A 26253-nucleotide genomic window follows, 5' to 3' on the forward strand; every position below is an offset into this window, starting at 1 on the left:
GTTCGTACCGGCCCGGTCCTCGCCGTGGACGGCACCGACCGACGGGCCGGTGCCGTACCCGGCGAGGAGTCAGGAGCCCGGTGTCGTGGGGGTGGCCGACTCCCCGCCGGTGCGTTCCCGGGCCCCCTCACGGGTACGGCCGGCGGCCACCGGACGCTGGGGGTTGCGGCGCAGGTACTCGCCCTCGAGCTGGGCCATGCGCTCGTTGTGGGCGCGCAGCGCGTCGTTCGAGCCGTACAGCAGCGTGTCGTGGCGCGTGCGGTGGATGTTCTCCAGTTCCTTCATGAGCTGCTGGTCGTCCAGCCGGCCAGGGTCCACTCCGGTCATCGTGTCGCCCCGCTCGTCGTGTTCGTCCATGCGGTCCGGGTACCCGCCCCGGAAGCACAGCGCACCACTTCCGAGAGGCACCCGGGAGGGAGCCATGGATCTCGCTTTTCTGCACCCACTGTACGAACACCCCGGCCCCTGGGCCTCCGTGTACGTGGACACGTCCCGGCAGACGGAGGACACCGCGCACGAGCGGCGGCTGACGGCACAGGCCATGGCGGGACGGCTGGCGGACCGAGGAGCCGACGAGGCCACGTGCCGGGCCGTGCAGGGCGCGATCGAGGATCTGCGGCGCTCCTCCGACCCGCACGGCCGGGCCCTGTTCGCCCGGGACGGCGAGATCGTCCTCGACGCGGCGCTGGTCCGTCCGCCGCAGGGCGGGGACTGGGCCGAATGGGCGGCGCTGCCCCGGGTCGCCCCCCTGCTCGACCTGGCCGGCGAGGACCCGCTGTGCGTGGTGGCCTACGTCGACCGCAAGGGCGCCGACTTCGAGCTGCGCAGCGCGCTGGGGCGCCGGGAGGCGGGCGGTGTCAGCGGGCGGCAGTGGCCGGTGCACCGGACGAGTACCGGCGACTGGTCCGAGCGGCACTTCCAGCTGCGGGTGGAGAACACCTGGGAGCACAACGCCGCCGAGATCGCGGACGCGCTCGCCGTCTGCCAGGAGGAGACGGGCGCCGACCTGCTGATCCTCGTCGGCGAGCAGCGTGAGCGGCGGGCGGTGCACGAGCGGCTGCCGAAGCGGCTGCACGGCAGGGCCGTTCAGGCCCCGCACGGCGTCGGCAGCCGGCTGCTGGACGAGGACGTGGAGCGGATCCGGGCCGAGCACGAGGCGCGGCGGGCCGAGGAGGAGCTGGAGCGGTTCCGCGCCGCGCGCACCCCGGACGACGCGGGACGCGCGGGGGCCGTCGAGGGCGTGCCCGCGCTGGTGGAGGCGGCGCGGGAGCACCGCATCGACGAGCTGCTGGTGCGGGTCGACGGGCCGGACGCGCACCGCGAGGTGTGGATCGGCGAGGACCCCGACCAGCTCGCGGTGCGGCGTACGGACCTGAAGGTGCTCGGCGAGCAGCACTCCTGGCCGGCCCGGGCGGACGACGCGCTGATCCGCAGCGCGGTGGCCACCGACGCACCGGCCCTGTCGGTCTCCACGCAGGAGGTGCCGGCCGGCGGCCTCGGGGCGCTGCTGCGCTGGAAGTGAGCCGCCGTCCGGGTGGGGTGGGCCCTACCGGGCCCGCTCCACCCGTCGTTCGTCCCAGACGGGCTCCGGGGTCTCCCGCACCCGGCCGTCACTGCCGAACACCAGGTAGCGGTCGAAGGAGCGGGCGAACCAGCGGTCGTGCGTGACCGCGAGGACCGTGCCCTCGAAGGACTCCAGCCCCTCCTGGAGGGCCTCCGCGGACTCCAGGTCCAGGTTGTCGGTCGGCTCGTCCAGCAGCAGCGCGGTCACGCCCTGCAGCTCCAGCAGCAGGATCTGGAAGCGGGCCTGCTGGCCGCCGGACAGGCGCTCGAAGGTCTGCTCGGCCTGCTGGGTGAGTTCGTAGCGGCGCAGCCGGGACATGGCCGCGCCCCGGTCCTGCGCGTGCTCCTTCCACAGGATGTCCAGCAGGGTGCGGCCCTGGAGCTCCGGCTGCGCGTGCGTCTGTGCGAAGTGGCCGGCCACGACGCGGGCGCCCAGCTTCCACTGCCCCGTGTGCGCCACGTCGTCGCCGGCGAGCAGGCGCAGGAAGTGGGACTTGCCGGAGCCGTTCGAGCCCAGGACGGCGACCCGCTCGCCGTAGAAGACCTCCAGGTCGAAGGGGCGCATCAGGCCGGTGAGCTCCAGCTTCTCGCAGGTGACGGCCCGCACGCCGGTGCGGCCGCCCTTCAGGCGCATGCGGATGTCCTGCTCGCGCGGCGGCTCGGGGGGCGGCCCGGCCTCCTCGAACTTGCGCAGACGGGTCTGGGCGGCCGCGTACCGTGACGCCATCTCGTGGCTGACCGCGGCGGCCTGGCGCAGGTTCAGCACGAGCTTCTTCAGCTGGGCGTGCTTCTCGTCCCAGCGTCTGCGCAGCTCCTCGAAGCGGGCGAAGCGCTCGCGCCGGGCCTCGTGGAAGGTGGCGAAGCCGCCGCCGTGCACCCATGCGTCCGCTCCGGCGGGCCCCGGCTCCAGGGAGATGAGGCGCTGGGCGGCGCGGGCGAGGAGTTCGCGGTCGTGCGAGACGAACAGGACGGTCTTGCGGGTCTCGGCGAGCCGTTCCTCGAGCCAGCGCTTGCCGGGCACGTCGAGGTAGTTGTCGGGCTCGTCGAGGAGGAGCACCTCGTCGGTGCCGCGCAGCAGCGCCTCCAGCACGAGACGCTTCTGCTCACCGCCGGACAGGGTCCGCACCTGACGCCACTGCGCCTTGTCGTAGGGGACGCCGAGGGCGGCCGTGGTGCACATGTCCCACAGCGTCTCGGCCTCGTAGCCGCGGGCCTCGGCCCAGTCGGCGAGCGCCTGGGCGTAGGCGAGCTGCGCGGACTCGTCGTCGACGGTCATGAGGGCGTGCTCGGCGACGTCCACGGCGCGGGCGGCCTCGCGGATGCGGGGCGCGGCCACCGAGACCAGCAGGTCCCGCACGGTCGTCTCGTCGCGCACGGATCCGACGAACTGCCGCATCACGCCGAGCCCGCCGCCGACGGTGACGGAGCCGCCGTGCGGCTTGAGCTCACCGGAGAGCAGGCGCAGCAGGGTCGTCTTCCCGGCGCCGTTCGGGCCCACGAGGGCCGCGACGGCCCCCTCCCCCACCCGGAACGAGACGTCGCCGAGCAGCGCCCGTCCGTCGGGCAGGTAGTACTCCAGATGCGCGGCTTCGAGATGACCCATGGGCGCGATTGTCCGGGTCGGGCCGCGGACCGGGCAAACCCATTTCCGCCGGCCGCCGGGCGCCCGCCCGCGCCGGAGCGCCTGAGGGGGTGTCCGCCTAGACCCGCTCCAGCGGCCGGAACGGCTCCGCGGGCAGCTCCACGGCGATCGTGTCCCCGGGCCGGACGACGCCGTCCTCCCGGACCACGCTCATGATCCCGGCCTTGCGCACGACCCGCCCCTCCTCGTCACGGCCGACGACGCGCTTGAGCAGGCCGCTGCGGAAGGCGTCGATCTGCAGGCAGGGGTTGCGCAGGCCGGTCACCTCCAGGACGGCGGTGCCGCCGATGCGCAGCAGGGTGCCGGTCGGCAGGGCGAGCAGGTCGATGCCGCGGGTGGTGATGTTCTCGCCCAGGTCGCCGGGGGTCACCCGGTATCCCGCCTCGCCCACCTCGTCGAAGAGTTCCTCGTGCATCAGGTGCACCTGCCGGAGGTTGGGCCGGGTGGGGTCCTGCGCCATGCGCGAGCGGTGCTTGACGGTCACTCCGGCGTGCACGTCCCCCTCCACCCCGAGTCCGGTGAGCAGCCGGATGCTGTCCCGGTTCGGCTTGGTGAAGGAGTACTCCCCGTTGCTGCTGACCGCCGTCACTCGCCCGCTCATGCCGTGCTTCCCCCCTGGTCCCGCCACGATCGTCGTCCCCCGAGCCTGCCCCGGGCACCTCCGGTGTGTCCACCCCGCCCCGTCGGCGGGTACCCGCAGGACATGACGACCTCCGACTCGGCCCTCCCCTTCCGGAAACCCGGGCGTCCAGCCCCGCTCGACCGGGTCCTGGCCGTGGACCGCCGGCTCTTCGAGGCCGTGGCGGGCCGGCGCGGGCCCGGGCGCTCCGTCCTGGCGCCGCTGGAGCGGAGCGCGCACCACGGGGCCTTCTGGTGCGCCGCCGCGGTGGCCCTGGCGGCCAGCCGGACACCCCGGGCCCGCCGCGCGGCCACCCGCGGGCTGGCGTCGCTGGGCGCCGCCTCCCTGGCCGCCGGCGCCCTGGGCAAGCGCGCGGTGCGTCACCCCGGCCCGGCCGTGGCGCCGCTGCCCGTGCTCCGGCGGCTGCGGCGGCGGCCGGTCACCACGTCCGTCCCCTCCCGGCACGCCGTGTCCGCCGCCGCTTTCGCGGCGGGTGTGGCACTGGAGTCCCCGGCCTGGGGCGCGGTCGTGGCCCCGGTGGCGGCCTTCGTCGCCGTGTCGCGGGTGCGCTCGGGTGCGCACTTCCCGAGCGACGTCCTGGCGGGCGCGGCGCTGGGGGTGGGCACCGCGTACGCCCTGCGGGGTGTGGTGCCCACGCGTGCGCAGGTCACCGCGCTGCCCCGGCCGCGGGCCGAGGTGCCGGCGCTGCTGGAGGGCGAGGGTCTGGTCCTCGTGGCGAACACCGCCTCGGGATCGGCCGAGCGGGCCTCCGCCCTGCGCGACGCCCTGCCGCGTGCCGAGGTCGTGGAGTGCGCCCCCGAGGAGGTGCCCGCGGAGCTGGACCGGGCGGCCGGGCGGGCCAGGGTGCTGGGGGTGTGCGGCGGCGACGGCACCGTCAACACGGCGGCCCGGGTGGCTCTGCGCTCCGGGCTGCCGCTGGCCGTGCTGCCGGGCGGCACCCTGAACCACTTCGCCTACGACCTGGGCGTGGAGGACGTCCGCGATCTCGCCCGGGCGCTGCGCCAGGGCGATGCCGTGCGGGTGGACGTGGGCCGGTTCTCCGGCGGCGGCCGGGAGGGCGTCTTCCTCAACACGTGCAGTGTGGGCGTGTATCCGGAGCTGGTGCGGGAGCGGGAGCGCTGGTCCCCGCGGATCGGCGGCTGGCCGGCGGGGATGCTCGCCGCCCTGCGCGTGCTGCGGGCCGACCGGCACCCGCTGGAGGCCGAGCTGGGGGGCCGCACGCGCCCGCTGTGGCTGCTGTTCGCCGGGAACGGCACCTACCACCGGATGGGCCTGCTGTCGGGGCGGCGGCTGGACCTGGCGGACGGGCAGCTCGACGTGCGGGTCGTGCACGGCGGGCGCCGGCCGGCCGCGCGGCTGCTCGCCGCCGCCTTCGCGGGGCCGCTGACGCGCTCCCCCGTCCACGCCGCGGTGCAGGTGAGGCGCCTGCGTCTGGATCACGTCGCCCCCGGGACCCTCCTCGCCCACGACGGCGAGGTGACCGAGGTGGAGGGCACCGTGACGCTGGAGAAGCTGCCCCGGGCCCTGACCGTCTACCGTCCGATCACCGGATACTGAGCCACCAGCCGTCCCACATGACAAGACAGTTGGTCTCATCATGCGGTCGTAGCGCGTACGGTGATGCCCTGCCGAAATCGATCGGAAGGGCTGGACCGCCATGCCGGAACCCCGGGAGACCGCCGTCTACACGCACGGGCACCACGAGTCCGTGCTGCGCTCGCACACCTGGCGGACCGCCGCCAACTCGGCCGCCTACCTGCTCCCTTCGCTCCGGCCGCACATGAGGATCCTGGACATCGGGTGCGGGCCGGGGACGATCACCGCCGATCTGGCGGAGCGGGTACCGGACGGGCACGTCACGGGTGTCGACCTGGCACCGGCCGTCCTGGAGCAGGCCCGCGCCACGGCACGGGCGCGGGGGCTGCGCAACATCGATTTCGCGGTCGCCGACGTGAACGCCCTCGACCACCCGGACGACACGTTCTGCGTGGTCCACGCCCACCAGGTCCTCCAGCACGTCGGCGATCCCGTCCGGGCGCTGCGGGAGATGCGCAGGGTGACCAGACCGGGCGGGTTCGTCGCCGTGCGGGACGCCGACTACGCGGCGATGACCTGGTATCCGGCCTCGGAAGGGCTCGACGCCTGGCTGGACCTCTACCGCCGGGTCGCCCGGGCCAACGGCGGGGAACCGGACGCCGGGCGGCGGCTGCGAGCCTGGGCCCTGCGGGCCGGGTTCACGGACGTCACGGCGACCTCCGGCACGTGGACCTTCGCCACGCCGCAGGAGCGGGCGTGGTGGAGCGGCCTGTGGGCCGACCGGACACTCGACTCGGCCTACGCGGACCGGGCGCTGGGCGGCGGGCACGCCGGCGAGCAGGAACTGCGGGACGTGGCCCGCGCCTGGCGCGAGTGGGGCACCCGGGACGAGGGATGGTTCGGCGTCCTGCACGGAGAGATCCTCTGCCGGAAGGAGACCTGAGACGCGGACGGCGGGGCCCCGGCACCGGTGGGGGGCGAACCGGAAGGGCGCCCCCGTGCCGGGGGCGCCCTTCGTCCGGGATTCTCGCCGTCGCTGTGCGGAGGTCGCCGGATCACTCCCGGGGGAGCAGGGGACCGAGGGGTCCGAGGTCCAGATTGAGGTCCTCGGGCCGCAGTCCGTAGCGGTCGCGCAGTTCCGCCATGCGCTCCTCCAGCAGCATCAGCGTCAGCCCGATCCGCTCCTCCTGGTCCTCGGTCAGGTCCCCGACGTCGAACCGGCGCAGCGCCTGGCGCTCCATGAGCTGGCGCAGCAGTTCCACCACCGTCAGGACCAGCTTGACCAGGTCGCGTTCGACGGTGTCGGGTTCCAGGTCCATCCGCTTGGGCTGCGGGGACGGCAGGGGGTCCGGCAGAGGGCCTTCCGGGGTGGTCACAGCAACTCCTCGAACGGTGAGGGCACCTGGGCGTTCACCGAGCTGATCAGCGCGTTGAGGTCGATGCGGACGAGGTCGACGTCGGCGATGCGCAGCGTGACGTCCCCCGTGATCACCACGCCGCCGGCGAGCAGCCGGTCGAGCAGGTCCACGAGGGCGACCTCGCGGCGTTCCACTACGGTCACGATGTCGCGGCCTCCCCTGCGAACGAATAGGCCGCCCAGGGCCCGGTGAGCTCCACCCGCAGCCCCGGCGCCTCGCCCTTCGTCCGGTCCACCAGCTCCACGAACTCCTCGGAGTGCGCGCGCGGTACGAGATAGGCCGCGTTCAGCACGTTCCGGCCGGACGCCTTGGACAGCGCGGGGTTCTGCGGGGCGTGCAGCCGGGAGTCCTCGGCGAAGCCGGACAGCTCCTCGTGCAGCCGGGTCGAGAAGCTCTCCGCCCGCTGCCACATGTCCTCGTGCGACTTCGTCTGCCTCCGCCGCTGCATCAGGTAGTCCCGGCCCGACGCCGGCTTCTGCGCCGGCCGGGCGCTCTCCTGCGGTTCGGACTCGGCGTACACCTTGACGCCCCACTCGACGCGGCCCTCCAGCCGGTCGAGCGTGCTGGAGAACTCGTCCTCGCGGGCCTCGATCATGCTCCGCACACCGCTGTCGTCGTGGAAGACGGTGCCCAGGCGCAGCGGCAGCGGCGTCGTGACGGTGGTGAGCGCGTCGATCACGCCCTGGTGGGCGCGGGCCGTCGCGGTGAGCCAGTCCAGGTCCTCCAGGTGGGCCCGGAGCGGCTCCTCCGCGAAGTCCTGCTCGGGCACGTGGCTGACCACCGCGACCAGTCCACGGTGGGGCAGCGCCCGGGGCGGGTCTCCCGCCACCCCCGTCAACTGGGCCTGAAGCGGTGTCCCGAAGGGGCGGCAGACGGCGTAGACGTACCGCAGTCCGGTCACGGTGCCTCCTTCTTCTCCGCCCGGCCGGGCTCCAGTTCCTCCAGCCGGGCCAGCCTCTCGCGCAACTCGGCGTTCTCACGGGCGAGTTCGTCTCGGCGGGCCCGGGAGGACAGGGCGGGGTCGGTCTCCCACCAGTCGATGCCCATCTCCTTGGCCTTGTCCACCGAGGCGACGATCAAGCGCAGCTTGATCGTGAGGAGTTCGATGTCGAGCAGGTTGATGCGGATGTCGCCCGCGATGACGATGCCCTTGTCCAGCACCCTCTCCAGGATGTCGGCGAGGTTGGCGCCGCTGGCCTGGCCGTAGGGTTCGGGCATCCTGCTGGGCGTCGTCATCGCCGGCTCCCACCCGTGGCACGCTCACCCTCGGGCTCGTCCTCGTCCTCGTACTCGTCGTCCTCGTACTCGTCCGCCGGCTCGTCGTCCTCCTCGGGCCGCTCGTCCTCGTCCTCGTACTCGTCGTCCTCGTCGTAGTCCTCGTCGTCCTCTTCGCCGTCCTCCCGGCCCTCCTGGTCCTCCTCGTCCTCGTACTCGCCCTCGGGCTGCTCCTCGTCGTCCTCCTCGTCCTCGGACTCGTCGTCGTACTCGCCCTCGGGACGGTCGTCGTCCTCGGACTCGTCCTCGTCCTCGTCGTCGTACTCGCCCTCGGGCTCGTCGTCCTGCGAGGCCTCGCCCTCGGCGCCGTCGTCCTCGGACTCGTCCTCGGAGTCCTCCTGGTTCTCGGACTCCTCCTCCTCGGCGACGGCGTCCTCGTGGCTCTTGACGACGTCTCCGTCGCGGATCTCACCGCGCCAGCCGTCCTCCGCCTCGCCCTTGATGGTGATGAACCGGACGAAGTTCTTGAGGTCGAGCCGGGCACGGCGGCCCTGGGCGCGCCAGATGTTGCCGGTCTTCTCGAAGAGGCCGGACGGGTAGTACTCGATGACCAGCAGGACCCGGGTCAGGTTGTCGGTGAGCCGGTGGAAGGAGACGACGCCCTTCGTGGTGCCCTTGGCCCCCTCCGACGTCCACGCGATGCGGTCGTCGGGGATCTGCTCGGTGGTCTTCGCCTTCCAGCTGCGGTTGGACCACCAGATCTTCGCCTGCCAGTCGGAGTGGGTGTCGTCGTCGCGGCTCGCGCTCTTGACGCCCTTGGCGAAGGTGCTGAAGTCCTGGTACTGCGTCCACTGGTCGTAGGCGGTGCGCAGGGGCACGCCCACGTCGATGTGCTCGATGATGACGGTGGGCTTGTTGCCGGAGCGGCCCTTGCCCTTCTTGCCGCCGCCGCCGAGGTTCTTGAAGGCGCCGGTGACCTTGTCCTTGAGGTGGGAACCGCCGGTCTCCAGCGCGGCGCGCACCGGCCCCTTGCCCTCGGCGAGCTTGCGGCCGCCGGACAGGGCGAGCTTGCCGAGGCCGGGGCTGTTGCCCTCGGCGATGTCGTTCAGCTTGCCGGTGGTCTCGCCGAGCTTGCGGCCCACACCGGTCAGCATCCGGGTGGCCTGCGCGGCGAAGTACTCCTGCACCTCCGCCTTCAGCCGGTCGGCGGCCTCGCTGTGGGCCACGTCGGCGAGCGGGTTCTTCGACGATCCGTTCGCGGCGGACTTCGCCGATCCGAGGGTGTCGGTCATTCCTCACCGCCTCCCTTCGGCTGCCGGGAGCGGCTGCCGCCGGCCCCCGTGGCCGTCTTCCTCGCGGACGAGGTCTTCTTCGACGCCGTCTTGCGGGCCGCCGCCGTCTTCTTCGCGGGGGCCTTCTTGGCGGGGGCCTTCCTGGCCGCCTTCTTGGCCGGCGCCTTCTTGGCCGGGGCCTTCTTCGCCTTCGGCTCCTCGTCCTCCTCGCCGTCGGAGTCCTCGGGCTCCTCGCCCTCGTGCTCCTCGTCGTCGTAGGCGTCGTCCGCGTCCTCGTCCTCGTCGCGGCGCCCGCCGCCGGTCAGCTGCTCGCGCATCTGGGCGGTACGGCCGTGCAGCCGGTCGGCCAGCGCGTCGAGCTGCCGCTCGACCAGGGCGCCGGAGGCGGCCTTGCCCACCCCCTGGAGCTCGCCCCGCAGCTGGTCGCCGATCTCCTTGAACTGCGGATTGTTCTTCAGCTGCTGCTGGACCAGGTCCGCGATCATGCGCGGACTCAGGTTCAGCTTCTTGCCGGCCACCAGTCCGCCGACGGCCATCGCCATCTTGAGCTTCTTGGTCCGGCCGAGGAGGTATCCGGCCCCCACGGCGAGACCCAGTCCCGTTCGGTTCATTGTGTCGTCCCGTTGCCTGTTCCCGCGCCTCGGCGCGAAGCGATCTCCAGCCGGTCGAGGAGTTCGTCCTCCTGCCGGTCGAACTCCTCCTCCGTGATCTCCCCGGCCTCCAGCTGCTCCTCCAGACGGGCCAGCTCGGCCCGGATCGTCGCGGGGTCGTAGTAGATCCGCTCGGCCTCCTGGACGACCTGCTTGATGGCCCAGGCGCTGCCGCGTGCCGGTGCGAGCGGCAGCAGCAGCACCTCAGAGATCAGGCCCACGTCGTCACCCCGCTCCGGTGTCCGTGCCGCCCGCCGCGGTGCCCGCCGGCTCGGACGGGCCGGGCTCGACGAAGCTGTACGGCGGCAGCGGGCCGTTGACCCGCACCTCCAGGTGCGGCATGTCCTTGCGCACCCGCTCGACCGCGGCCAGGAACGAATCCGCCGCGTCCCGGTCCACCAGGTACGACACGTTCGCCAGCCAGCCGGTGGACTCGGGGCCCACGCTGACGTCGTCGGCGACCCCGTCCAGGGCGCGCTCCACCGCGGCCCCGTCCTCGGCCTCCCTGGCCTTGACCGCGGCGGCGACCATCTCGCCGAGCCGGATCTTGTCGTCGTAACTTCCGCCGCCCGCCTGCCGGTTGGCCTCGGCGAGGCCGCGGATGTCCGGGCTCTCGGCCATCACCTGGTGCAGGACGGCCTCTTCGACGTGATTGGCCTTGACGTTGTACTCGACCCGGTTGTCCAGGGCCTGGAGCCGCTCCTTGTAGTGCTCGGCCCGCTCGGCGAGCACCGAGGTGACGGAGTGGTCGTCCGGGGCGACGCTCCCGAACCGCATGGGGAGCACGCAGCCGGCCGCACCCGCCTCGCTGAGCACGTTCTGGTGGGCGAGCAGATCCTTGCGCTTGGGCCGCAGGTTCTCGGGCGCCTCGCTCACGATGGCCGCCAGGTCGCCCTCGCGCAGGATGCGCACCTCGCGGGGCGGGTCACCGACACCGCCCATGCCCTCCGGGAGGGCCGGGTGCGAGCTCGCCGCGATGCCGTAGACGTAGGTGCTCACTCCTGCTCCTCCTTCCGGCGGGACGCCGTCTTGCGGGCCCGCGGACGCGATTCGGACTCACCCTCGCCGCGCCCCTGCTTGAAGGCGTCGGAGATGGTCTCGGCGGCGCCGGACAGCGCCCCCTTGGACTTGCCGCGGGCGCCGGACTCGGTGATCTCGCCGACCAGGTCGGGCAGTCCCGGGTCCTTGCGCGGACCGGCCTCGAGGTCGAGCCGGTTGCACGCCTCCGCGAAGCGCAGATAGGTGTCGACGCTGGCGACGACGACGCGGACGTCGATCTTGAGGATTTCGATGCCGACCAGGGAGACGCGCACGAATGCGTCGATGACGAGCCCCCTGTCCAGAACGAGTTCGAGCACGTCGTAGAGACCGCTGCTGCCGCCTCCGCCGCCGGACTGCTGTGCCGGTACGACAGTCATGCCGGGTGTTCCTCCTCGTGTTGGGTACGGGTCGGTCGGTGCCGGCGGCCTATCGGCCGCCTCCCCTGCGGGCGTCGGAACGGCCGCGTTCGTAGCGCCTCACGCGCTTGTAACCCGTCAGCTGCCCCTCGGGGTCGAGCTCCACCTGGTAGCTCGCCATCAGGCTCATCGTGTCGGGCACCCGCTCGAGTTCGAGGACCTCGACCTCCAGCGACCAGCCCTCCTCCGTCTTCTCGAAGGACGACACGGACTCGGCCTCCATGCCGGTGAGCTCGGCGAGCTGGCCGCGCGCCTCGCGCAGCACCTCCATGGGGCTCGGCCCCTTGCGGGATGTCTGGTTGTCGCTCGACCTGCTGGTCGACCTGCTCGTCGACCTCCTGGTCTTCCGGGGTTCGCGGGAGTCCTGTGACTCCTGTGAATCCTGTGACTCTTGAGTGTTTTTTGTGTTCGACATGGCCACCTCCCCCTCCGTGTGGCCGCAAGCCTGTTCGCCAAACCTCTCAGGACACATGCATCTGCCACCCGACGGGCGGCGGCCGGGCCGGGTCCTTCAGCGGCGCAGGGCCTCCAGCCTGCGGCGGGCCGGTCCCAGCGCCCGGCCGCGGTCCAGCAGCCCGGACCACGGGTCGGTGCGGGCCTGCTCCACGGCGTCGGCGATGGTGAAGCGCCGGGCGGTGAGGGCGGGGTCGTCCAGCTGGTCCCAGGTGACGGGGGTGGCCACGGGCGCGCCCGGGCGGGGCCGGACCGTGTAGGGCGCGACGGCCGTCTGGGCGTAGGCGTTGCGCTGGATGTCGAGGTAGAGCCGCTCGCCGCGGTCCTTCTTGCGGGCGGCGGTGGTGAGCCGGTCGGGGTGGGCGTCGGCGAGGGTGTCGGCGACGTCCCGCGCGAAGGCGCGCACCTCGTCGAAGGCGTGCCGCCCGTTCAGCGGCACGATCACGTGCAGCCCGCGCGAGCCGGTGGTCATCAGGGCCGAGGGCAGCTTCACCGCGTCGAGCAGTTCCCCGAGCAGCCGGGCGGCCTCGCGGACGGCTTCGAAGTCGTCCCCGGAGGGATCCAGGTCGAAGACCATCCGGTCGGGGTGGTCGGGGCGGGCGGCCCGGGACAGCCACCGGTGCAGGGTGATGCTCGCCTGGTCGGCCAGGTACAGGAGGGTGGCGGTGTCGTCGCACACGGTGTGGCACACCGTGCCGCCCTCCTTGGCCAGCTCGGTCCGGGTGATCCAGTCCGGGTAGTGGTCCGGGGTGTTCTTCTGCATGAAGGTGGGCCCGTCGACGCCGTCCGGGTGGCGTTCCAGCATCAGCGGACGCCCGCGCAGGTGGGGCAGCATGAAGGGCGCGACGGCCCGGTGGTAGTCGACCAGGTCGCCCTTGGTGTACTCCTTGGCGTCGCCGCCGCCGGGGAAGAGCACCTTGTCCGGCCGGTGCACCTCCACCGTGCGGCGGCCCGCCCGCACCGTGCGCGTGCCGTCGGCGCCGCTCACCGCACGACCGCCTCCTCCACCAGCAGCCGCCCGGCGGCCGCGATCGACTCCGCGTCGATGCCGGCGGCGCGCAGCTGCTCCTCCGGGGAAGCCGAGCCCGGCATCGAGCGGACGCCGAGCCGCACCAGGCGGGGTACGGGGCGCCCGTCGGTGAACGCGTCGAGGACCGCGTCGCCGAGGCCGCCCTCGGGGTGGTGGTCCTCGACCGTGACCAGGCAGCCGGTCTCCTCGGCCGCCCGGCGCAGCGTCGCCGCGTCGACGGGCTTGACGGAGTACAGGTCGATCACCCGCACGGCGATGCCCTCCTCGGCCAGGGCGTCGGCCGCGGCCAGTGCCTCGTGCACGGTGACACCGGCGGCGACGAGGGTCATCCGGTCCTCGCCGGAGGAGCGCAGGACCTTGCTGCCGCCGACCGGGAAGTCCTCGTCCGGGCCGTAGATCACCGGGCTCTCGCCGCGTGAGGTGCGCAGGTAGCGCACGCCCTCCAGGCCCGCCATGGCGCCGACGAGCCGCGCGGTCTGGTTGGCGTCGCAGGGGTACAGCACGGTCGAGCCGTGCACGGCCCGCATCATCGCCAGGTCCTCCAGGCCCATCTGGCTCGGCCCGTCCTGGCCGATGGCGACGCCCGCGTGGGAGCCGACGAGGTTGATGCCGGACCCGCTGATGGACGCCATGCGGATGAAGTCGTACGCGCGGGTCAGGAAGGCCGCGAACGTGGTGGCGTAGGGCAGCCGGCCGCGGGCGGCGAGGCCCACCGCGGAGGCGACCAGCTGCTGCTCGGCGATGTAGCACTCGAAGTAGCGCTCGGGGTGCTCCTTGGCGAAGAACTCGGCCCGGGTGGAGTCGCCGACCTCGCCGTCCAGGGCGACGACGTCGCCGCGGCCGGTGCCGAGGGCGGCCAGGGCCTCACCGAAGGCGTTGCGGGTGGCGACGTCCTCGCCCTTGTCCCACGTGGGCAGCTCGAAGTCGCCGGTGTGGACGGAGTGCAGCATGCGGGCGGCGGCCGGCTCACGCACCTGGATGCGCAGGTCCCGGGGGCCGCCGAGTTCGGCGATGGCGTCCTCGGCCTCCGCCAGCGGCTTGCCGTGCAGGCCCTCGCGGTCCTGGACCGCCTCGACGCCCTTGCCCTTGAGAGTGCGGGCGAGGATCGCGGTGGGCTGGCCCTGGGTCGAGGCGGCCTCCGCGCAGGCCCGGTCGATGGCGTCCACGTCGTGGCCGTCGATCTCGACGGTGTGCCAGCCGAAGGCCTGGAAGCGGCGGGCGTAGGCGTCCAGGTCGTGACCGTGCCGGGTGGCGCCGCGCTGGCCGAGGCGGTTGACGTCGACGATCACGGTGAGGTTGTCCAGGCGCTCGTACCCGGCGTGCTCGGCGGCCTCCCACACGGACCCCTCGGCCAGCTCGCTGTCACCGCACATCACCCAGGTGCGGTAGTCGGCGTGGTCCAGGCGCTTGCCGGCCAGCGCGATGCCGACGCCGACGGGCAGGCCCTGGCCGAGCGAGCCGGTGGCCGTCTCCACCCAGGGGAGCCGCTGGGGGGTGGGGTGGCCTTCGAGGCGGCTGCCGAGCTTGCGGAAGGTGAGCAGTTCCTCGTCGTCGATGGCCCCGGCCGCCTTGTACGCGGCGTACAGCAGCGGGGAGGCGTGCCCCTTGGAGAGCACGAAGCGGTCGTTGCCGGGGTGGGCCGGGCGGTCGAAGTCGTAGCGGAAGTGGTGTGCGAACAGGACGGCCATCAGGTCGGCGGCGGACATCGAGGAGGTCGGATGTCCGGAGCCCGCCGCGGCGGCGGCGCGGATGCTGTCGACGCGCAGCTGCTGTCCGAGGTCGGTGAGTTCACCGGTGTTCATGAGTCCCCTTTCGCGGAGTCGTCCGGGTGGTCGGTGCGCTTGACGGGGCCGGGTGCGGGTCCCGGCCCGGGGGGCGAGCCGGCGACGCCCGGCACCGGCGACGGCCCCCGCCCGGCCGCGCCACCGGGCCGGTTTGCGGCGGTCTCGCCGCCGGGTTGCTTCTTGGCGGGCTCGCCGCCGGGCTGATTCTTCGCGGGCTCGCCACCCGGCTGGTTCCTGGCGGGCTCACCACCGGGCTGGTTCCTGGCGGGCTCACCGCCCGGCTGGTTCCTGGCGGGCTCACCGCCGGGCTGGTTCCTGGCGGGCTCGCCGCCCGGCTGGTTCCTGGCGGGCTCACCGCCCGGCTGATTCTTCGCGGGCTCGCCGCCCGTTTCGTGCTCGCCGCCAGGCTGGTTCCCCGTGGGCTCGGCGTCCTGCCGGGTCCCGCGGGGTGGGTCGTCCTTCCGGTCCGGGGAGAGGGCCGCTCCCGGTCCGGAGCGGGCGCCCGCCTCCTGCCGCCGGTCGGGGCCGCCCGCGACCCGGGCCACCTCCGGCGAGGACGTGTCCAGCGGCACGGACCAGGACCGTACGAGCCCCAACTGCACGGCCTGCCGCGGCAGCACCGCGTCCAGCAGCCAGTCGGCGGCGACCCGGACACGGTTGCCGGGCATGGCGGCCAGGTGGTAGCCGCGGGTCACCGCCCCGGCCGGGACACCGGGCAGCGCCACACCGAGCGGATTGGCGGCGGCCTTGGCCCCGCCCAGGTCGACGACGAAGCCGAGGTCCCGGTGGCGGTAGGCCTTGCGCCGCCCGCCCAGCCCGAGCGACGCGGCGACGTTCTCGGCCGCGACCCTGCCCTGCCGCCAGGCGTGCTGCGCGGTCATCGGCGTGTAGGCACCCGGCTTCTCCAGGTCGGGCACGGCGGCCACGTCACCGCACGAGAACACCTCGGGCCGCCCGGGCACCCGGAGGTGGGGGTCGACGAGCAACCGCCCCTTCTCCGTGGGCAGACCGAGGGACTCCACCAGCGGGTCGGGCCGTACGCCCACGCACCACACCAGGGTGCGCGTCGCGACGGACCGGCCGTCGGTGAGCACGACCCCGTCGTGCGTGGCCTCCCGCACGGACGTGCCCATGCGCACGTCCACGCCCCGCTGCCGCAGCACGCGGTCGGCCGTGGCGGACAGCTTCTCGTCCATCTCCGGCAGCACCCGCGGCGCCACGTCCAGCAGCATCCAGCGCGGCCGCATGCCCCGCCGCAGCGGATGCCGGCGGACCTGCGCGTCGGTGAACATCTGCCCGTGCGCGGCGACCTCGGTGCCGGTGTAGCCCGCGCCGACCACCACGAAGGTGCAGCGCGCGGCGCAGGTCTCCGGGTCGTCGGTGGCGGCGGCCAGTTCCACCTGCCGGGTGACGTGGTCGCGCAGGTACAGCGCCTCGGGCAGCCCCCGGAAGCCGTGCGCGTGCTCGGCGACGCCCGGGATCGGCAGGAGCTTGTTGACGCTGCCCGCGGTGAGCACCAGCCGGTCGTAGGCGAGCGTCCCCTCCTCGTCCTCGGGACCGGTGTAGTGCAGCGTGCGCCCGTCGAGGTCGATCCGGTCGGCCTGGCCCAGCACCAGCCGCACGTCGCGCAGGGTGTCGGAGAGGGAGACCGTGACCCGGCGCGGTTCGAGGATCCCGGCGGCGACCTGGGGCAGCAGGGGCAGGTACAGGAAGTAGTCGGTGGGGTTGAGCAGGGTGAGGTGCGCCCGGCCCCGGGTGAGCCGGGACAGGGTGCGGGCCGTGCGGTACCCGGCGAAACCGGCACCGACGATCACGATGCGGGGTCGACTCACGGTTCGCTCGCCTCCGGCACTGTCGCATGGCTCGGGAGACTTCCGCGTCCCCCTGGGCAGAACGCCCAAACGTCCGCCCGCCCCGGCGCCCCCACCCGGCGCCGGTTTCCGGTCCCGCCGCCGGGTACCCGGTGCGGGATACGGACCGGCGACGTCGCGGAGGTACTCCCCCATGCCCGAATACGGTTACTTCCTCTCGTGCGAGCAGTACGGCCCGGCCGAGCTGATCGAGCAGGCGCGGATGGCCGAGCAGGCCGGTTTCCAGGCGCTGTGGATCTCGGACCACTACCACCCGTGGAACGACGAGCAGGGCCAGAGCCCGTTCGTCTGGTCGGTGATCGGCGCGCTGTCCGAGGCGGTGTCGCTGCCGATCCAGACGGCCGTGACCTGCCCGACCGTGCGGATGCACCCGGCGGTGGTGGCGCAGGCCGCCGCGACCAGCGCGGTGATGACCGGCAACCGCTTCCGGCTCGGCGTCGGCTCCGGCGAGGCGCTCAACGAGCACATCCTCGGCGACCACTGGCCCCCGGCCCACGTGCGCCTGGAGATGCTGGAGGAGGCCATCCAGGTGATGCGCCGGCTGTTCACCGGCGAGGAGGTCAACCACCACGGCCCGCACTACACGGTGGAGAACGCCCGCCTGTACACGGTCCCGGACGAGCCGGTGCCGATCGACATCTCCGGCTTCGGGCCGGCGGCGACGAAGCTGGCCGCCCGCGTCGGCGACGGCTACATCTCGGTCATGCCCGACGAGGCGATGGTGGAGCAGTACCGCAAGGGCGGGGGCGGCGGAAAGCTGGTCAGCGGCGGCACCAAGGTCTGCTACGGCACCGACAAGGAGGAGGCCGTGCGCACCGTGCACCGGCTCTGGGCGAACGAGCAGCTGCCCGGGGAGCTGGGCCAGGTGCTGCCCTCGCCCAAGCACTTCGAGCAGGCGCAGCAGCTCGTCACCGAGGACATGGTGCGCGCGAACCGGGTGTGCGGCGACGACGTGGACGAGCACGTGGCGGAGCTGAAGCAGTTCGCCGACGCGGGCTACGACATGATCTACGTCAACCAGATCGGCCCGGACATGCGCGGCTTCTTCGACTTCTACCGCACGAAGGTGCTGCCGCAGCTCCAGTCCGCCTGACGCCCGCGCGGCGGGGACGGCACCCATGGGCCGTCCCCGCCGCGCGGTGTGGACGCGCCGCCGCGTCAGGCCCGGGTGCCGGGGACGTCGGGGTCGTGCGCCGGCCGCGGGGGCACCACCCCGGGGACGGGCGCGGCCGGCGGCACGGGCGGAGCGCCGACGGCCGGGTGGCCGGAGCCTGGGTGGGAGGCGCCCGGGTGGGAGGGGCGGGCCATGCCACGCAGCACGAACGCCGCGACCGCGAGGATCACGGCGGTGATCAGCGCGGCGGCCCAGTCGGGCAGGCCGAGGGCGAGGGCCAGGCCCACGGCGAGCGCCAGGGCGGCGCCCGCGTAGAGGGCGAGGGCGCCGGACGCGGCGTAGAGGGCTGCCTTGCGGCGCTGCTTGCGCGTCTGCTCGCGCAGTTCCTCACGCACGGTCTCGCGCGCCACCTGGGCCAGTTCGTCGACCAGGTGCTTGTCCAGATGCTCCAGGTGATCCAACGGCTTCATGCCCCTTCGGGTACCCGCGCCCCGGCCGCTCAAGTCGGGCCGTGCCGCCCCGCGGGGAGATCGTGTGGAGCGATCTCCCCGCGCGGGCGGCCCAACTAGGCTCGTGGGCATGGAGATTCTGGGTGCCACACTGCGTGTCTGCGTCGACGACCTCGAGACCGCGATCCCGTTCTACGAGCGCCTCGCGGGCGGCACGGCCCAGCGCTTCGAGCGGGGCGGTGTCCATGTGGCCGCGGTCGGCTGCTTCTTGCTGATGAGCGGTCCGCCGGCCGAGCTGGAGGTGCTGCGCAAGGTCGCCGCGACGATCGCCGTGCGGGACGTCGAGGAGACCCACCGGGTGCTGACCGGCCTGGGCGCGCACATCGTCGCGGGCCCCCTGTCCTCCCCGGCGGGCCGCAATCTGATCGCGCTGCATCCGGACGGCTCGGTCTACGAGTACGTGGACCGCCGGGGGTGATCCGGCTGCCGCGCCGCCCGGCCCCCTCGCTCAGTGCCGTCCGGACGCGCGGGCCGTCTCGGCGGTGATCGCCCAGCGCTGGTGGTCGCGCCAGGCCCCGTCCACGAACAGCATCTTCGGCGAGAAGCCCTCCAGGCGGAACCCGCAGGCCCGGGCCAGGGCGATCGACGGGGCGTTCAGGGGCTGGACGTTGATCTCCAGCCGGTGCAGCCGCATCGGGCCGAACGCGTACGCCACGACCAGGCCGAGGCCCTCGGTCATCAGCCCGCGTCCGGCGGCGTGCGCGAAGGCCCCGTAGCCGAGGGCCCCGGACCGGAAGCCGCCCTGGACGATGTTGTTGACGTTGACGAACCCGCCGATGGCCCCGTCGCCCTTCTCGCACACGAGGAAGCCGACCCTGGTGGGGTCCTCGATCAGCCGGTCGGCGTACGCCGCGTACGCGCGGGCCGTGTCGGGCGGGAAGAGCCAGGGGTGGTGCAGGTCCTTGCTCTCCCGCGCGCGGGCGGTGAACTCGGCGCCGTCGTCGTGGGTGAAGTGGCGGATCCCCACCCGGGGGCCCTCGGCGAGGTAGCGGGATGCGTGGTGCGGCACCCCGCCACAGTAACCGCGTGGGTGGCGCCCGTTCAGGACGTGAGGGCCGGCAGCCGCAGGACGCCGGTGTCACCGGGTGCGCTGACCAGGGTCACGGGCTTGGTCCCCTGGTTGCCGAAGTAGGCGTCGTCGCTCGCGGCGATCACGAAGCGCAGCCGGTGCCCGGTCGCGTAGCGGTGCACGATGCCGGGGAGGGTGACCGTGAAGCTGCGGGTCACGTCCGGTACGCGGACCGGGGCGACCAGGCGGTGCACCAGGGTGCGGGTGCCGTCGGGGGCGATGTCGTAGACCTTGGCGAACAGCACCAGCTTGCCGGCCGCGTCGGCGGAGCCCTGAGTGCGCTCGGCCTGCGGGGAGTGCACGCGGAGCGTGGCCCGGGGGGCGCCGACGACGTCGAGGGGCCGGGTCAGCGGCGCGCTGGTCCAGGCGAGGTGGGTGCCCCTGGTGTCACGCGGCGGTCCGTCGCGCAGTCCCAGGAGCCCGGCGAGGGAGCTCTCCGAATGGGACGTGGGGATGGGCCAGTTGGTGTAGCGGCGGGTGCCGGGGACGATGTCGCCGCGGCGGTCGACGAGCCTGCCGTCGCCGGAGAGGTACAGGGTGCGGGTGAGCCCGGGGAGGCGGTCGGCGCCGGCGTAGGCGCGGTCCGGGTCGGTGATCCAGTCACGGCGGTAGGCGAAGGCGGGGCCGGTGTCGGTGTGCGTCTGCCGGCGCAGGTGGCGGTCGAACCAGGAGAGGACGCGCCGGCCGACGTAACTGGCTTCCAGGTCGCCGCCGGAGAGGTCGAGTTCGCCGCTGCCCGGGCCGGTGAGTCCGCCGCTGTGTCCCCAGGACTGCCAGATCATCTTGACGGGGGTGCCCTGTGCCCGCAGGGTCCGGTAGGTCGCCGTGGCCTCGTTGAGGTTGAACAGGGTGTCGGCCTGGCCCTGGACGAGCAGGGTGGGGGTGCGCACGCGGTGCAGGTACGACACCGGGGAGACGCGGCGTGCGAAGGCGAGCAGCTCGGCGGTGCGGTCCGCGGGGTAGCGCCCGGAGTTGAGGGTGTGGATCGTGCGGCAGGCCTCGGTGACGAAGTGCAGGCAGGTCAGGGAGTTGACTCGGGAGGGGTCGAGGCTCGGCTGGAGCAGCGGCTGGCCCTCCCCGATGAGGTAGAAGCCGTTGGTCCACTGCCACTTGAAGGCGCCGGGGACGTCCGGGGCGCCGACGGCGTTGTTGGGGGCGAGGGAGTACGCCAGGTCGTGCCAGGTGATCATCGGCACGAGTGCGTCGAGGCGGTGGTCGACGGCGGCGGTCGCGAGCTGGACGGCGCCGCCGTAGGAACCGCCGATCATGCCGACGCGGGGGTCGCCGGGGGCGTCGAGGGTGACGAAGTCGGCGGTGGTGCCGTCGTCGGCGGTGCGCTCGCCCGCGAGGAAGTCGACGAGGTGGGAGGCGGCGACGCCGTCGATGTCCGGGTCGTCGAGGGAGACGAGGCAGCCGCTGCGGCCGAACCCGAGCCCGGAGTAGACGAGGGAGACATAGCCGCGCGAGGCGAAAACCTTGCCGATGCTGTCCGTCGAGCCGTCCGACTTGCTGCCGCCGAATCCGTTCGTGCCGAGCACGGCGGGCGCGGGGCGGTGCCGGTCGGCGCCGGTGGGCCGGTACAGGTCGGCGTCGACGGTGCAGGACCGCTCCCCGGCCCGGACGGTGAACTTCAGCGGCGTCACGGTGTAGGAGCCGGCCGCGGTCGCGGGCGGCGCGAGGAGGAGCGGGACGGCGAGGACGGCGCCCAGGGCGAGGGCGAGCGGTGCGCAGAACCTGGGCGCGCGTCGGGACACACGGACCTCCACGGTGGGGACGGCGACACCCGGCCACTCCGGATACCGACCAGTAGGTACTGACCGGTAGTCATGGTGTGACACGTGTCAGGAGGCGTCAATCACCGAAACGGGGGTTTCTCGACAGGACTGCCCCAGCGGTCCCGTTCAGCTCAGGGCCGGCGCGTCGAGCGTCAACGTGCCCGCGTCCGCGTCGAGTTCGGCCGCCACACCCAGGGGCAGGGTCAGGGCGCCCTCACCGTGGCCGAAGCCGAACTCCTCCACGACGGGGACACCGAGTCCGCCGAGCCGGTCCACGAGGACCGTCCGCACGTCCTCGTACGGCCCGCAGGCCTCCCAGGAGCCCAGCACGACCCCCGCGGCCCCGTCCAGCCAGCCCGAGCGCAGGAGTTGGGTCAGGTACCGGTCCAGCCGGTACGGGCTCTCGGCCACGTCCTCCAGCAGCAGCAGTCCGCCCCGGGCGCCGGGCCGGGCGTGCGGGGTTCCGACGTCGCTGGCGAGCAAACTGAGGCAGCCGCCCAGCGTGACGCCCCGGGCCCGGCCGGGCACCAGCGTCCGGCCGCCCGGGGGCACGGCGCTGATCGTCCGCATGGACTCCGGCTCGAAGAGCGTGGCCCGCAGGTGCTCCTGCGCCCGGGCGTGCTTGAGGAAGTCCACCCCGGCCGCGGCGGGTCCGTACAGGGTCACCAGGTGCAGACGGGTGGCGAAGGCCTGGTGCAGGACGGTGACGTCGCTGAACCCGGCGAACACCTTGGGGCCCGCCGCCCGCAGTGCGTCCCAGTCGACGAGGTCGACCATGCGCTGGGCGCCGTAGCCGCCCCGGGCGCAGAACACCGCGGCGACGGCCGGATCGCACCAGGCGTGTTCGAGGTCGGCGGCGCGCTGTTCGTCCGTGGCGGCCAGATAGCCCAGGGTGCGGTGCCGGCCGAGCACATGGGGCGCCACGACGGGGTCGAGGTCCCAGCCCCGCAGGATGTCCAGCCCGGCCTGCAACCGCTCCTCGGGCACCGGCCCGCTGGGGGCCACGACGGCCACGCGGGCGCCGGGGACGAGCCGGGGCGGTCGGACGAGCGCTCTCACCGGTCGAGCTCCAGGGTCGGGATGCCGGGCGGGTGCAGCCCGAACACCTGGGCGTACAAGGACAGTTCGGCCTCCAGGGCGCGCACCATGGTGTCCGCCCGGCGGAATCCGTGGCCCTCCCCCTCGAAGGTGAGGTAGGCGTGCGGCACCCTCCGGCCCGCGAGCCGGGCCAGGAACCGCTCGCATTGGACGGGCGGGCAGATCACGTCGTCCAGGCCCTGCAGGAGCAGGAACGGCGCGGTGAGGCGGTCGGCGTGGGCGGCGGGCGACCGCTCCTCGTAGCGGGCGGGCACCTCGGCGAGCGGCCCGATGAGGCCCTCCAGGTAGTGCGACTCGAAGTCGTGGGTCTCCCCGCTGCCCCAGCCGGCGAGGTCGAGGATGGGGTACTTGATGGTGCCGCAGGCGTAGACGCCGGTCGTGGTGAGCGAGGCGGCCGCGGTCCAGCCGCCCGCGCTGCCGCCCCGTACGGCGAGCCGGCCGCGGTCGGCGGTGCCCTCCTCGGCCAGGGCCAGGGCCACGGCGGCGCAGTCCTCCACGTCCACCACGCCCCACTGCTCGCGCAGCCGCTCCCGGTAGGGGCGGCCGTACCCGGTCGAGCCGCCGTAGTTCACCTCGGCGACGCCGATGCCGCGTGAGGTGAAGTAGGCGATCTCCAGGTCGAGGACCAGCGGGGCACGGCCGGTGGGGCCGCCGTGCGCCCAGACGACGTAGGGCGGCAGTTCGTCGCCGGGCGCGACGCAGCCGGGGTGGTGCGGCGGGTAGACGTGGGCGTGGATGTCGCGCCCGTCGGGCCCGGTGAAGGTGCGGATCTGCGGCTCGGGGTAGTACGCCGGGTCGACGGCGTCGTCGTGCTCGGCGCCGACGACCCGGGCGTGACCGGTGCGGGCGTCGAGTTCCACGACCTCGTGGGCACTGCGCGGGCTGGCCCCGACGGAGACGACCCGGTCGCCGTGGGCGGCGAGGGTGGGGGCGAACTCGGTCCAGGGGCCCGCCGCGTCCACGACCTCTCCGGTCTCCGGGTCGAGGACGCCGAGCGCCGTGGCGCCGCGGCCGTGCACGACGGCGATCAGCCCGCTCTCCAGCGGGGCGAACCAGCGCGACCCGAGCTTCCACAGCGGGCCGCCGAACTCCTCCTCGCGCGGGCACACCGGCTCGCCGTCGAGGTAGAGGTTCCACCAGCCGGTGCGGTCGCTCGCGTGGAGCAGCCGCCCGTCGTGGGTGAAGCACGCCTGGGGCACCGACTCGCCCGGCCCGCCGGCCACGGTCCGGGGCGCGTGCAGGGTGCCGTCCTCGCCGACGTCGGCGAGGACCAGTTCGGTGCCGTCCCACGGCATGCGCGGGTGGTCCCAGCCGATCCAGGCCGCCCGCCGCCCGTCCGGGGAGAGCCGCACGCCGGTGACGAACCGGTGGGAGGCGCCGGTGAGTTCGCGCACGGCCCGCCGGTCCTCGGCCGCGGAGCCGTCCAGCGGCACGGCGGCCTGCACACGGCGGACGTCCGAGGGGCCGTCACCGGTGAACTCCTCCAGCACGCACCACACTTCGCCCCGCTCGGGCCGCAGCAGCGGCTCGGCCCAGCGCAGCCCGCCGCCCACCGGGGACAGGGGCGTCAGCGGGCGCGGCTCACCGCCGGGTTCCCAGCGGTACAGGCGCTGGTCGGCGAAGTTCACGAACACCACCAGCGGGCCCTGTTCGCCCGGGAGCGCGGCCCAGGGGTGCCCGCCGTACTCGATGACCCGGCTGCGCACGTTCCACGGCGCGGGCAGCACGGGCTCCTCGCGGCCGTCCGCGTGCCGGCGCACCAGGGTCCGCCGGCCGCCCTCGCTCGGGCGCGGCTCGGTCCACCACACCTCGTCGCCGACGAAGTCCACGTACTCCGGGTGCCCGTCGTGCGCGGCCGCCGTCGCCGCGTCGATGGGCGAGGGCCACGCCCCGTACGCCAGCGTCCGCACCGTCTCCCCCACTCGTTCAGACCGTCCGCAGGAACCGGTCGAGCACGCGGACGCCGAAGTGCAGCGCCTCGACCGGTACCCGCTCGTCGACTCCGTGGAACATGGCGGCGTAGTCGTAGCCCTCCGGGAGCCTGAGCGGGGTGAAACCGTAGCCGGTGACGCCCAGGCGTGAGAACTGCTTGGCGTCCGTGCCGCCGGACATGCAGTAGGGCACGACGTGCCCCTCGGGAGCGAACTCCTCGATCGCCGCCCGCATCCGGGCGTACGTCGGGGAGTCGAGCGGCGACTCCAGGGCCACCTCGCGGTGGTGGAACTCCCAGTCCACGTCGGGACCGGTGAGGCGGTCGAGGGTGCTGCGGAACTCGTCCTCGCCCCCGGCCAGGAACCGGCCGTCCACGTGGGCGACGGCCTCGCCCGGGATCACGTTGACCTTGTAACCGGCGTCCAGCATGGTCGGGTTGGCGCTGTTGCGCACGGTCGACTCGACGAGCTTGGCGGCGGGGCCGAGCTTGCGCAGCAGCGCGTCGACGTCGTCGAGGTCGCCGTCGATGCCGTAGAGCGCGGCCAGTTCGGCGAGCGCCGCGCGTACGGTCGCGGTGGGGCGCAGGGGCCACTCGTACTCGCCGATGCGGGTGACGGCGGCCGCGAGCCGGGTCACCGCGTTGTCCCGGTTGGCCTTGGAGCCGTGCCCGGCGCGGCCGCGGGCGGTGAGCTTCAGCCAGGCGGTGCCGCGCTCCCCGGCGGCCACGGGGTAGATCTGCCGGCCGTTGCCGTCGTGGAAGGTGAACGCCCCGGACTCGCTGATGCCCTCCGTGCAGCCCTCGAACAGGCCGGGGTGTTGCTGCACGAGGAATCCCGCGCCGTCCTCGGCGCTGGCCTCCTCGTCGGCGGTGAAGGCGACGACGATGTCCCGGCGGGGCCGTACGCCCCGGCGGGCCCAGGCGCGCACGACGGACAGGATCATCGCGTCCATGTTCTTCATGTCGACGGCGCCGCGCCCCCAGACCACGCCGTCGCGGACCTCGCCCGAGAACGGGTGCACGCTCCAGTCGGCGGCCGCGGCGGGCACGACGTCGAGATGGCCGTGCAGCAGCAGCGCGTCGGCCCCCGGGTCGGTGCCCTCGATGCGGGCGACGACGTTGGTCCGGCCCTCGGTGCGCTCCAGCAGCGTCGGTTCGATGCCGGCCTCGGCCAGGCGTGCGGCGGCGTACTCGGCGGCGGGCCGCTCCCGGCAGTCCCCGCCGCCCCGGTTGGTGGTGTCGATGCGGATGAGGTCGGACGTGTACGTCACGACCTCGTCCAGTGCCTGCGCGTCCACCTGCTCAGCCATACTGCTCCTCCACCGCGGCCGCGACGATCGTGGTGACCGCCTTGAAGGTGCGGATCCCCTCGTACATGGTCCCGCTCGTGTACGCCACCTTGCGCTCCGCGATCCGGTCGACCCCCGGCACGACCGTGGCCGCCATCGCCAGGTGCTCGGCGTCGAACTCGACGGCGATCGTGAACGGGCCGCCGCGGACCGGTTCGTGACGGACCGCCAGCGCGGCGGCCTCCTTCGCCGCGGCCCGGATGTCCGCCGCGGTGCGGGCGGGGGTGCGGCACACGGCCGCGTACCGCGACACGTGGTCCTTGACCGCGACCTTCAGCGCCTCCGGCGCGTACCCCAGCGCGTCCTCGCACGCCACGTCGTCGCCGGTGACCAGCACCACCGGCACCCCGAACTCGGCGACGACGTGCGCGTTGAGCAGCCCCTCGCTCGCCCGGACGTCGTCGAGCCACACGCCCGTGATGGAGTTGGCGAGGTAGGTGTGCGCCAGGACGCCCTCCATGCCGGCGCCCGCGTGGTAGCCGACGAAGGCGACGCCGTCGACGTCGCCGTGCTGCACGCCCTCCACCATGGACAGCGCCTTGTGCCGGCCGGTGAGCATCCGGGCCCGCTCGTCCAGCTGCTCCAGCAGCAGGTTGCGCATCGTCGAGTGCGCCTCGTTGATGATCACCTCGTCGGCGCCGCCGTCGTGGAAGCCGAGCACGGCGGCGTTGACGTCCGAGGTGAACAGCCCACGGCAGCGCTCCCACTGGGAGGCGCCGGGCATCACGTCGTCCGGCCAGGTGACGCCGGTGGCGCCTTCCATGTCGGCGCTGATGAGGATTCTCATGACGAGCCGTCCCGGGTGGAGATCTTCATGGTTCGTCACGTTACGCGCTGCGGGCGCACCCGGCTACGACG

General features: G+C 73.7%; 28 protein-coding genes. 5 read left to right on the top strand and 23 right to left on the bottom strand.

The features are described 5' to 3' along the window. Nucleotides 1-69: 69 nt before the first annotated feature. Nucleotides 70-357 carry a DUF6158 family protein gene (locus ACZ6ZN_RS04195; protein WP_469642935.1) on the bottom strand — a complete coding sequence of 96 codons (288 nt, stop codon included), beginning with the start codon at nucleotides 355-357 and terminating at the stop codon, nucleotides 70-72. A 64-nt stretch (nucleotides 358-421) separates the two neighbouring features. On the opposite strand from ACZ6ZN_RS04195, the gene ACZ6ZN_RS04200 reads away from it, so the two are divergent. Continuing rightward, complete coding sequence (locus ACZ6ZN_RS04200; RefSeq protein ID WP_451878906.1) at nucleotides 422-1522, top strand: baeRF2 domain-containing protein; 1101 nt, start codon at nucleotides 422-424, stop codon at nucleotides 1520-1522. Nucleotides 1523-1546: 24 nt separating this feature from the next. On the opposite strand, the gene ACZ6ZN_RS04205 is transcribed toward ACZ6ZN_RS04200, so the two are convergent. Both ACZ6ZN_RS04205 and ACZ6ZN_RS04210 read right to left on the bottom strand, forming a co-directional pair. Then, nucleotides 1547-3166: an ABC-F family ATP-binding cassette domain-containing protein gene (locus ACZ6ZN_RS04205; RefSeq protein WP_469642937.1), complete on the bottom strand. Its 1620-nt coding sequence runs from the start codon at nucleotides 3164-3166 to the stop codon at nucleotides 1547-1549. Nucleotides 3167-3263: 97 nt separating this feature from the next. Then, nucleotides 3264-3806 (bottom strand): MOSC domain-containing protein, encoded by a 543-nt coding sequence (locus ACZ6ZN_RS04210; protein WP_469642939.1) that lies wholly within the window; start codon nucleotides 3804-3806, stop codon nucleotides 3264-3266. A 102-nt stretch (nucleotides 3807-3908) separates the two neighbouring features. Between ACZ6ZN_RS04210 and ACZ6ZN_RS04215 the strand changes: the two genes are divergently transcribed. Further along, complete coding sequence (locus ACZ6ZN_RS04215) at nucleotides 3909-5402, top strand: bifunctional phosphatase PAP2/diacylglycerol kinase family protein (RefSeq protein ID WP_451878909.1); 1494 nt, start codon at nucleotides 3909-3911, stop codon at nucleotides 5400-5402. Between the two features lie 100 nt (nucleotides 5403-5502). Beyond that, complete coding sequence (locus tag ACZ6ZN_RS04220; protein ID WP_451878910.1) at nucleotides 5503-6324, top strand: class I SAM-dependent methyltransferase; 822 nt, start codon at nucleotides 5503-5505, stop codon at nucleotides 6322-6324. Between the two features lie 112 nt (nucleotides 6325-6436). On the opposite strand, the gene ACZ6ZN_RS04225 is transcribed toward ACZ6ZN_RS04220, so the two are convergent. The 13 genes from ACZ6ZN_RS04225 to ACZ6ZN_RS04285 form a co-directional block, all read right to left on the bottom strand. Continuing rightward, a complete protein-coding gene (locus ACZ6ZN_RS04225) occupies nucleotides 6437-6700 on the bottom strand; it encodes a gas vesicle protein K (RefSeq protein ID WP_369195155.1) in 264 nt (87 codons plus the stop codon). Nucleotides 6701-6753: 53 nt separating this feature from the next. Next, entirely contained in the window at nucleotides 6754-6942 is a 189-nt protein-coding gene (locus ACZ6ZN_RS04230; protein WP_029181094.1) for a gas vesicle protein, read from the bottom strand. Continuing rightward, nucleotides 6939-7700: a GvpL/GvpF family gas vesicle protein gene (locus ACZ6ZN_RS04235; RefSeq protein ID WP_451878911.1), complete on the bottom strand. Its 762-nt coding sequence runs from the start codon at nucleotides 7698-7700 to the stop codon at nucleotides 6939-6941. The genes ACZ6ZN_RS04230 and ACZ6ZN_RS04235 overlap by 4 nt, the downstream gene beginning before the upstream one ends. Next, the gene (locus tag ACZ6ZN_RS04240; protein WP_311680943.1) at nucleotides 7697-8035 is read right to left on the bottom strand and encodes a gas vesicle protein; all 339 of its coding nucleotides are present in this window, start codon (nucleotides 8033-8035) and stop codon (nucleotides 7697-7699) included. The genes ACZ6ZN_RS04235 and ACZ6ZN_RS04240 overlap by 4 nt, the downstream gene beginning before the upstream one ends. Then, nucleotides 8032-9306 (bottom strand): SRPBCC family protein, encoded by a 1275-nt coding sequence (locus ACZ6ZN_RS04245; protein WP_469642942.1) that lies wholly within the window; start codon nucleotides 9304-9306, stop codon nucleotides 8032-8034. The genes ACZ6ZN_RS04240 and ACZ6ZN_RS04245 overlap by 4 nt, the downstream gene beginning before the upstream one ends. Continuing rightward, the gene (locus ACZ6ZN_RS04250) at nucleotides 9303-9917 is read right to left on the bottom strand and encodes a DNA primase (protein ID WP_469642944.1); all 615 of its coding nucleotides are present in this window, start codon (nucleotides 9915-9917) and stop codon (nucleotides 9303-9305) included. The genes ACZ6ZN_RS04245 and ACZ6ZN_RS04250 overlap by 4 nt, the downstream gene beginning before the upstream one ends. Beyond that, nucleotides 9914-10177: a gas vesicle protein GvpG gene (locus tag ACZ6ZN_RS04255; protein ID WP_451878914.1), complete on the bottom strand. Its 264-nt coding sequence runs from the start codon at nucleotides 10175-10177 to the stop codon at nucleotides 9914-9916. Before ACZ6ZN_RS04255 ends, ACZ6ZN_RS04250 begins: the two co-directional genes overlap by 4 nt. A 4-nt stretch (nucleotides 10178-10181) precedes the next feature. Then, nucleotides 10182-10955 carry a GvpL/GvpF family gas vesicle protein gene (locus ACZ6ZN_RS04260; protein ID WP_451878915.1) on the bottom strand — a complete coding sequence of 258 codons (774 nt, stop codon included), beginning with the start codon at nucleotides 10953-10955 and terminating at the stop codon, nucleotides 10182-10184. After that, the gene (locus tag ACZ6ZN_RS04265; protein WP_451878916.1) at nucleotides 10952-11374 is read right to left on the bottom strand and encodes a gas vesicle structural protein GvpA; all 423 of its coding nucleotides are present in this window, start codon (nucleotides 11372-11374) and stop codon (nucleotides 10952-10954) included. The genes ACZ6ZN_RS04260 and ACZ6ZN_RS04265 overlap by 4 nt, the downstream gene beginning before the upstream one ends. Nucleotides 11375-11423: 49 nt before the next feature. Next, complete coding sequence (locus ACZ6ZN_RS04270) at nucleotides 11424-11828, bottom strand: gas vesicle protein GvpO (RefSeq protein WP_451878917.1); 405 nt, start codon at nucleotides 11826-11828, stop codon at nucleotides 11424-11426. A 96-nt stretch (nucleotides 11829-11924) separates the two neighbouring features. Then, nucleotides 11925-12854 (bottom strand): non-homologous end-joining DNA ligase, encoded by a 930-nt coding sequence (gene ligD, locus ACZ6ZN_RS04275; protein WP_469642947.1) that lies wholly within the window; start codon nucleotides 12852-12854, stop codon nucleotides 11925-11927. Then, nucleotides 12851-14698 carry a transketolase gene (locus ACZ6ZN_RS04280; RefSeq protein WP_451878919.1) on the bottom strand — a complete coding sequence of 616 codons (1848 nt, stop codon included), beginning with the start codon at nucleotides 14696-14698 and terminating at the stop codon, nucleotides 12851-12853. Before ACZ6ZN_RS04280 ends, ligD begins: the two co-directional genes overlap by 4 nt. After that, nucleotides 14695-16512, bottom strand: a complete 1818-nt coding sequence (locus ACZ6ZN_RS04285) for an NAD(P)/FAD-dependent oxidoreductase (protein ID WP_469642949.1) — start codon at nucleotides 16510-16512, stop codon at nucleotides 14695-14697. Before ACZ6ZN_RS04285 ends, ACZ6ZN_RS04280 begins: the two co-directional genes overlap by 4 nt. 172 nt (nucleotides 16513-16684) lie before the next feature. Here ACZ6ZN_RS04285 and ACZ6ZN_RS04290 point away from each other — a divergent pair, with 172 nt between their 5' ends. Continuing rightward, entirely contained in the window at nucleotides 16685-17644 is a 960-nt protein-coding gene (locus ACZ6ZN_RS04290) for an LLM class F420-dependent oxidoreductase (RefSeq protein ID WP_398109470.1), read from the top strand. A 65-nt stretch (nucleotides 17645-17709) separates the two neighbouring features. Here the strand turns inward: ACZ6ZN_RS04290 and ACZ6ZN_RS04295 are convergent, their stop codons facing one another. Next, a complete protein-coding gene (locus ACZ6ZN_RS04295) occupies nucleotides 17710-18135 on the bottom strand; it encodes a phage holin family protein (RefSeq protein WP_469642951.1) in 426 nt (141 codons plus the stop codon). A gap of 109 nt (nucleotides 18136-18244) precedes the next feature. On the opposite strand from ACZ6ZN_RS04295, the gene ACZ6ZN_RS04300 reads away from it, so the two are divergent. Next, on the top strand, nucleotides 18245-18592 hold the full coding sequence (locus tag ACZ6ZN_RS04300) for a VOC family protein (protein WP_469642953.1): 348 nt from the start codon (nucleotides 18245-18247) through the stop codon (nucleotides 18590-18592). Between the two features lie 30 nt (nucleotides 18593-18622). On the opposite strand, the gene ACZ6ZN_RS04305 is transcribed toward ACZ6ZN_RS04300, so the two are convergent. From ACZ6ZN_RS04305 to ACZ6ZN_RS04330, 6 genes are all read right to left on the bottom strand, one after another. After that, the gene (locus ACZ6ZN_RS04305; RefSeq protein ID WP_451878923.1) at nucleotides 18623-19183 is read right to left on the bottom strand and encodes a GNAT family N-acetyltransferase; all 561 of its coding nucleotides are present in this window, start codon (nucleotides 19181-19183) and stop codon (nucleotides 18623-18625) included. A gap of 32 nt (nucleotides 19184-19215) precedes the next feature. After that, the gene (locus ACZ6ZN_RS04310) at nucleotides 19216-20997 is read right to left on the bottom strand and encodes a CocE/NonD family hydrolase (protein WP_469642955.1); all 1782 of its coding nucleotides are present in this window, start codon (nucleotides 20995-20997) and stop codon (nucleotides 19216-19218) included. Between the two features lie 147 nt (nucleotides 20998-21144). Next, a complete protein-coding gene (locus ACZ6ZN_RS04315; RefSeq protein WP_469642957.1) occupies nucleotides 21145-22077 on the bottom strand; it encodes a S66 peptidase family protein in 933 nt (310 codons plus the stop codon). Continuing rightward, nucleotides 22074-24038, bottom strand: coding sequence for an LpqB family beta-propeller domain-containing protein (locus tag ACZ6ZN_RS04320; RefSeq protein WP_469642959.1), 1965 nt, complete (start codon nucleotides 24036-24038; stop codon nucleotides 22074-22076). Before ACZ6ZN_RS04320 ends, ACZ6ZN_RS04315 begins: the two co-directional genes overlap by 4 nt. 4 nt (nucleotides 24039-24042) lie before the next feature. Further along, complete coding sequence (locus ACZ6ZN_RS04325; RefSeq protein WP_469642961.1) at nucleotides 24043-25356, bottom strand: M20/M25/M40 family metallo-hydrolase; 1314 nt, start codon at nucleotides 25354-25356, stop codon at nucleotides 24043-24045. Then, nucleotides 25349-26182, bottom strand: coding sequence for a M55 family metallopeptidase (locus ACZ6ZN_RS04330; RefSeq protein ID WP_469642963.1), 834 nt, complete (start codon nucleotides 26180-26182; stop codon nucleotides 25349-25351). The genes ACZ6ZN_RS04325 and ACZ6ZN_RS04330 overlap by 8 nt, the downstream gene beginning before the upstream one ends. Nucleotides 26183-26253: the final 71 nt, after the last annotated feature.

Source organism: Streptomyces sp. NPDC053665, assembly GCF_055585285.1.

Bases quoted from the DNA above. Each gene is read 5' to 3' on its own strand.
- ACZ6ZN_RS04240 (WP_311680943.1), bottom strand. From the start codon at position 8,035: ATGACGACGCCCAGCAGGATGCCCGAACCCTACGGCCAGGCCAGCGGC.
- ACZ6ZN_RS04330 (WP_469642963.1), bottom strand. From the start codon at position 26,182: ATGAGAATCCTCATCAGCGCCGACATGGAAGGCGCCACCGGCGTCACC.
- ACZ6ZN_RS04205 (WP_469642937.1), bottom strand. From the start codon at position 3,166: ATGGGTCATCTCGAAGCCGCGCATCTGGAGTACTACCTGCCCGACGGA.
- ACZ6ZN_RS04200 (WP_451878906.1), top strand. From the start codon at position 422: ATGGATCTCGCTTTTCTGCACCCACTGTACGAACACCCCGGCCCCTGG.
- ACZ6ZN_RS04265 (WP_451878916.1), bottom strand. From the start codon at position 11,374: ATGACTGTCGTACCGGCACAGCAGTCCGGCGGCGGAGGCGGCAGCAGC.
- ACZ6ZN_RS04295 (WP_469642951.1), bottom strand. From the start codon at position 18,135: ATGAAGCCGTTGGATCACCTGGAGCATCTGGACAAGCACCTGGTCGAC.
- ACZ6ZN_RS04245 (WP_469642942.1), bottom strand. From the start codon at position 9,306: ATGACCGACACCCTCGGATCGGCGAAGTCCGCCGCGAACGGATCGTCG.
- ACZ6ZN_RS04300 (WP_469642953.1), top strand. From the start codon at position 18,245: ATGGAGATTCTGGGTGCCACACTGCGTGTCTGCGTCGACGACCTCGAG.
- ACZ6ZN_RS04195 (WP_469642935.1), bottom strand. From the start codon at position 357: ATGGACGAACACGACGAGCGGGGCGACACGATGACCGGAGTGGACCCT.
- ACZ6ZN_RS04215 (WP_451878909.1), top strand. From the start codon at position 3,909: ATGACGACCTCCGACTCGGCCCTCCCCTTCCGGAAACCCGGGCGTCCA.
- ACZ6ZN_RS04220 (WP_451878910.1), top strand. From the start codon at position 5,503: ATGCCGGAACCCCGGGAGACCGCCGTCTACACGCACGGGCACCACGAG.
- ACZ6ZN_RS04270 (WP_451878917.1), bottom strand. From the start codon at position 11,828: ATGTCGAACACAAAAAACACTCAAGAGTCACAGGATTCACAGGAGTCA.
- ACZ6ZN_RS04290 (WP_398109470.1), top strand. From the start codon at position 16,685: ATGCCCGAATACGGTTACTTCCTCTCGTGCGAGCAGTACGGCCCGGCC.
- ACZ6ZN_RS04225 (WP_369195155.1), bottom strand. From the start codon at position 6,700: ATGGACCTGGAACCCGACACCGTCGAACGCGACCTGGTCAAGCTGGTC.
- ACZ6ZN_RS04250 (WP_469642944.1), bottom strand. From the start codon at position 9,917: ATGAACCGAACGGGACTGGGTCTCGCCGTGGGGGCCGGATACCTCCTC.
- ACZ6ZN_RS04210 (WP_469642939.1), bottom strand. From the start codon at position 3,806: ATGAGCGGGCGAGTGACGGCGGTCAGCAGCAACGGGGAGTACTCCTTC.
- ACZ6ZN_RS04280 (WP_451878919.1), bottom strand. From the start codon at position 14,698: ATGAACACCGGTGAACTCACCGACCTCGGACAGCAGCTGCGCGTCGAC.
- ACZ6ZN_RS04325 (WP_469642961.1), bottom strand. From the start codon at position 25,356: ATGGCTGAGCAGGTGGACGCGCAGGCACTGGACGAGGTCGTGACGTAC.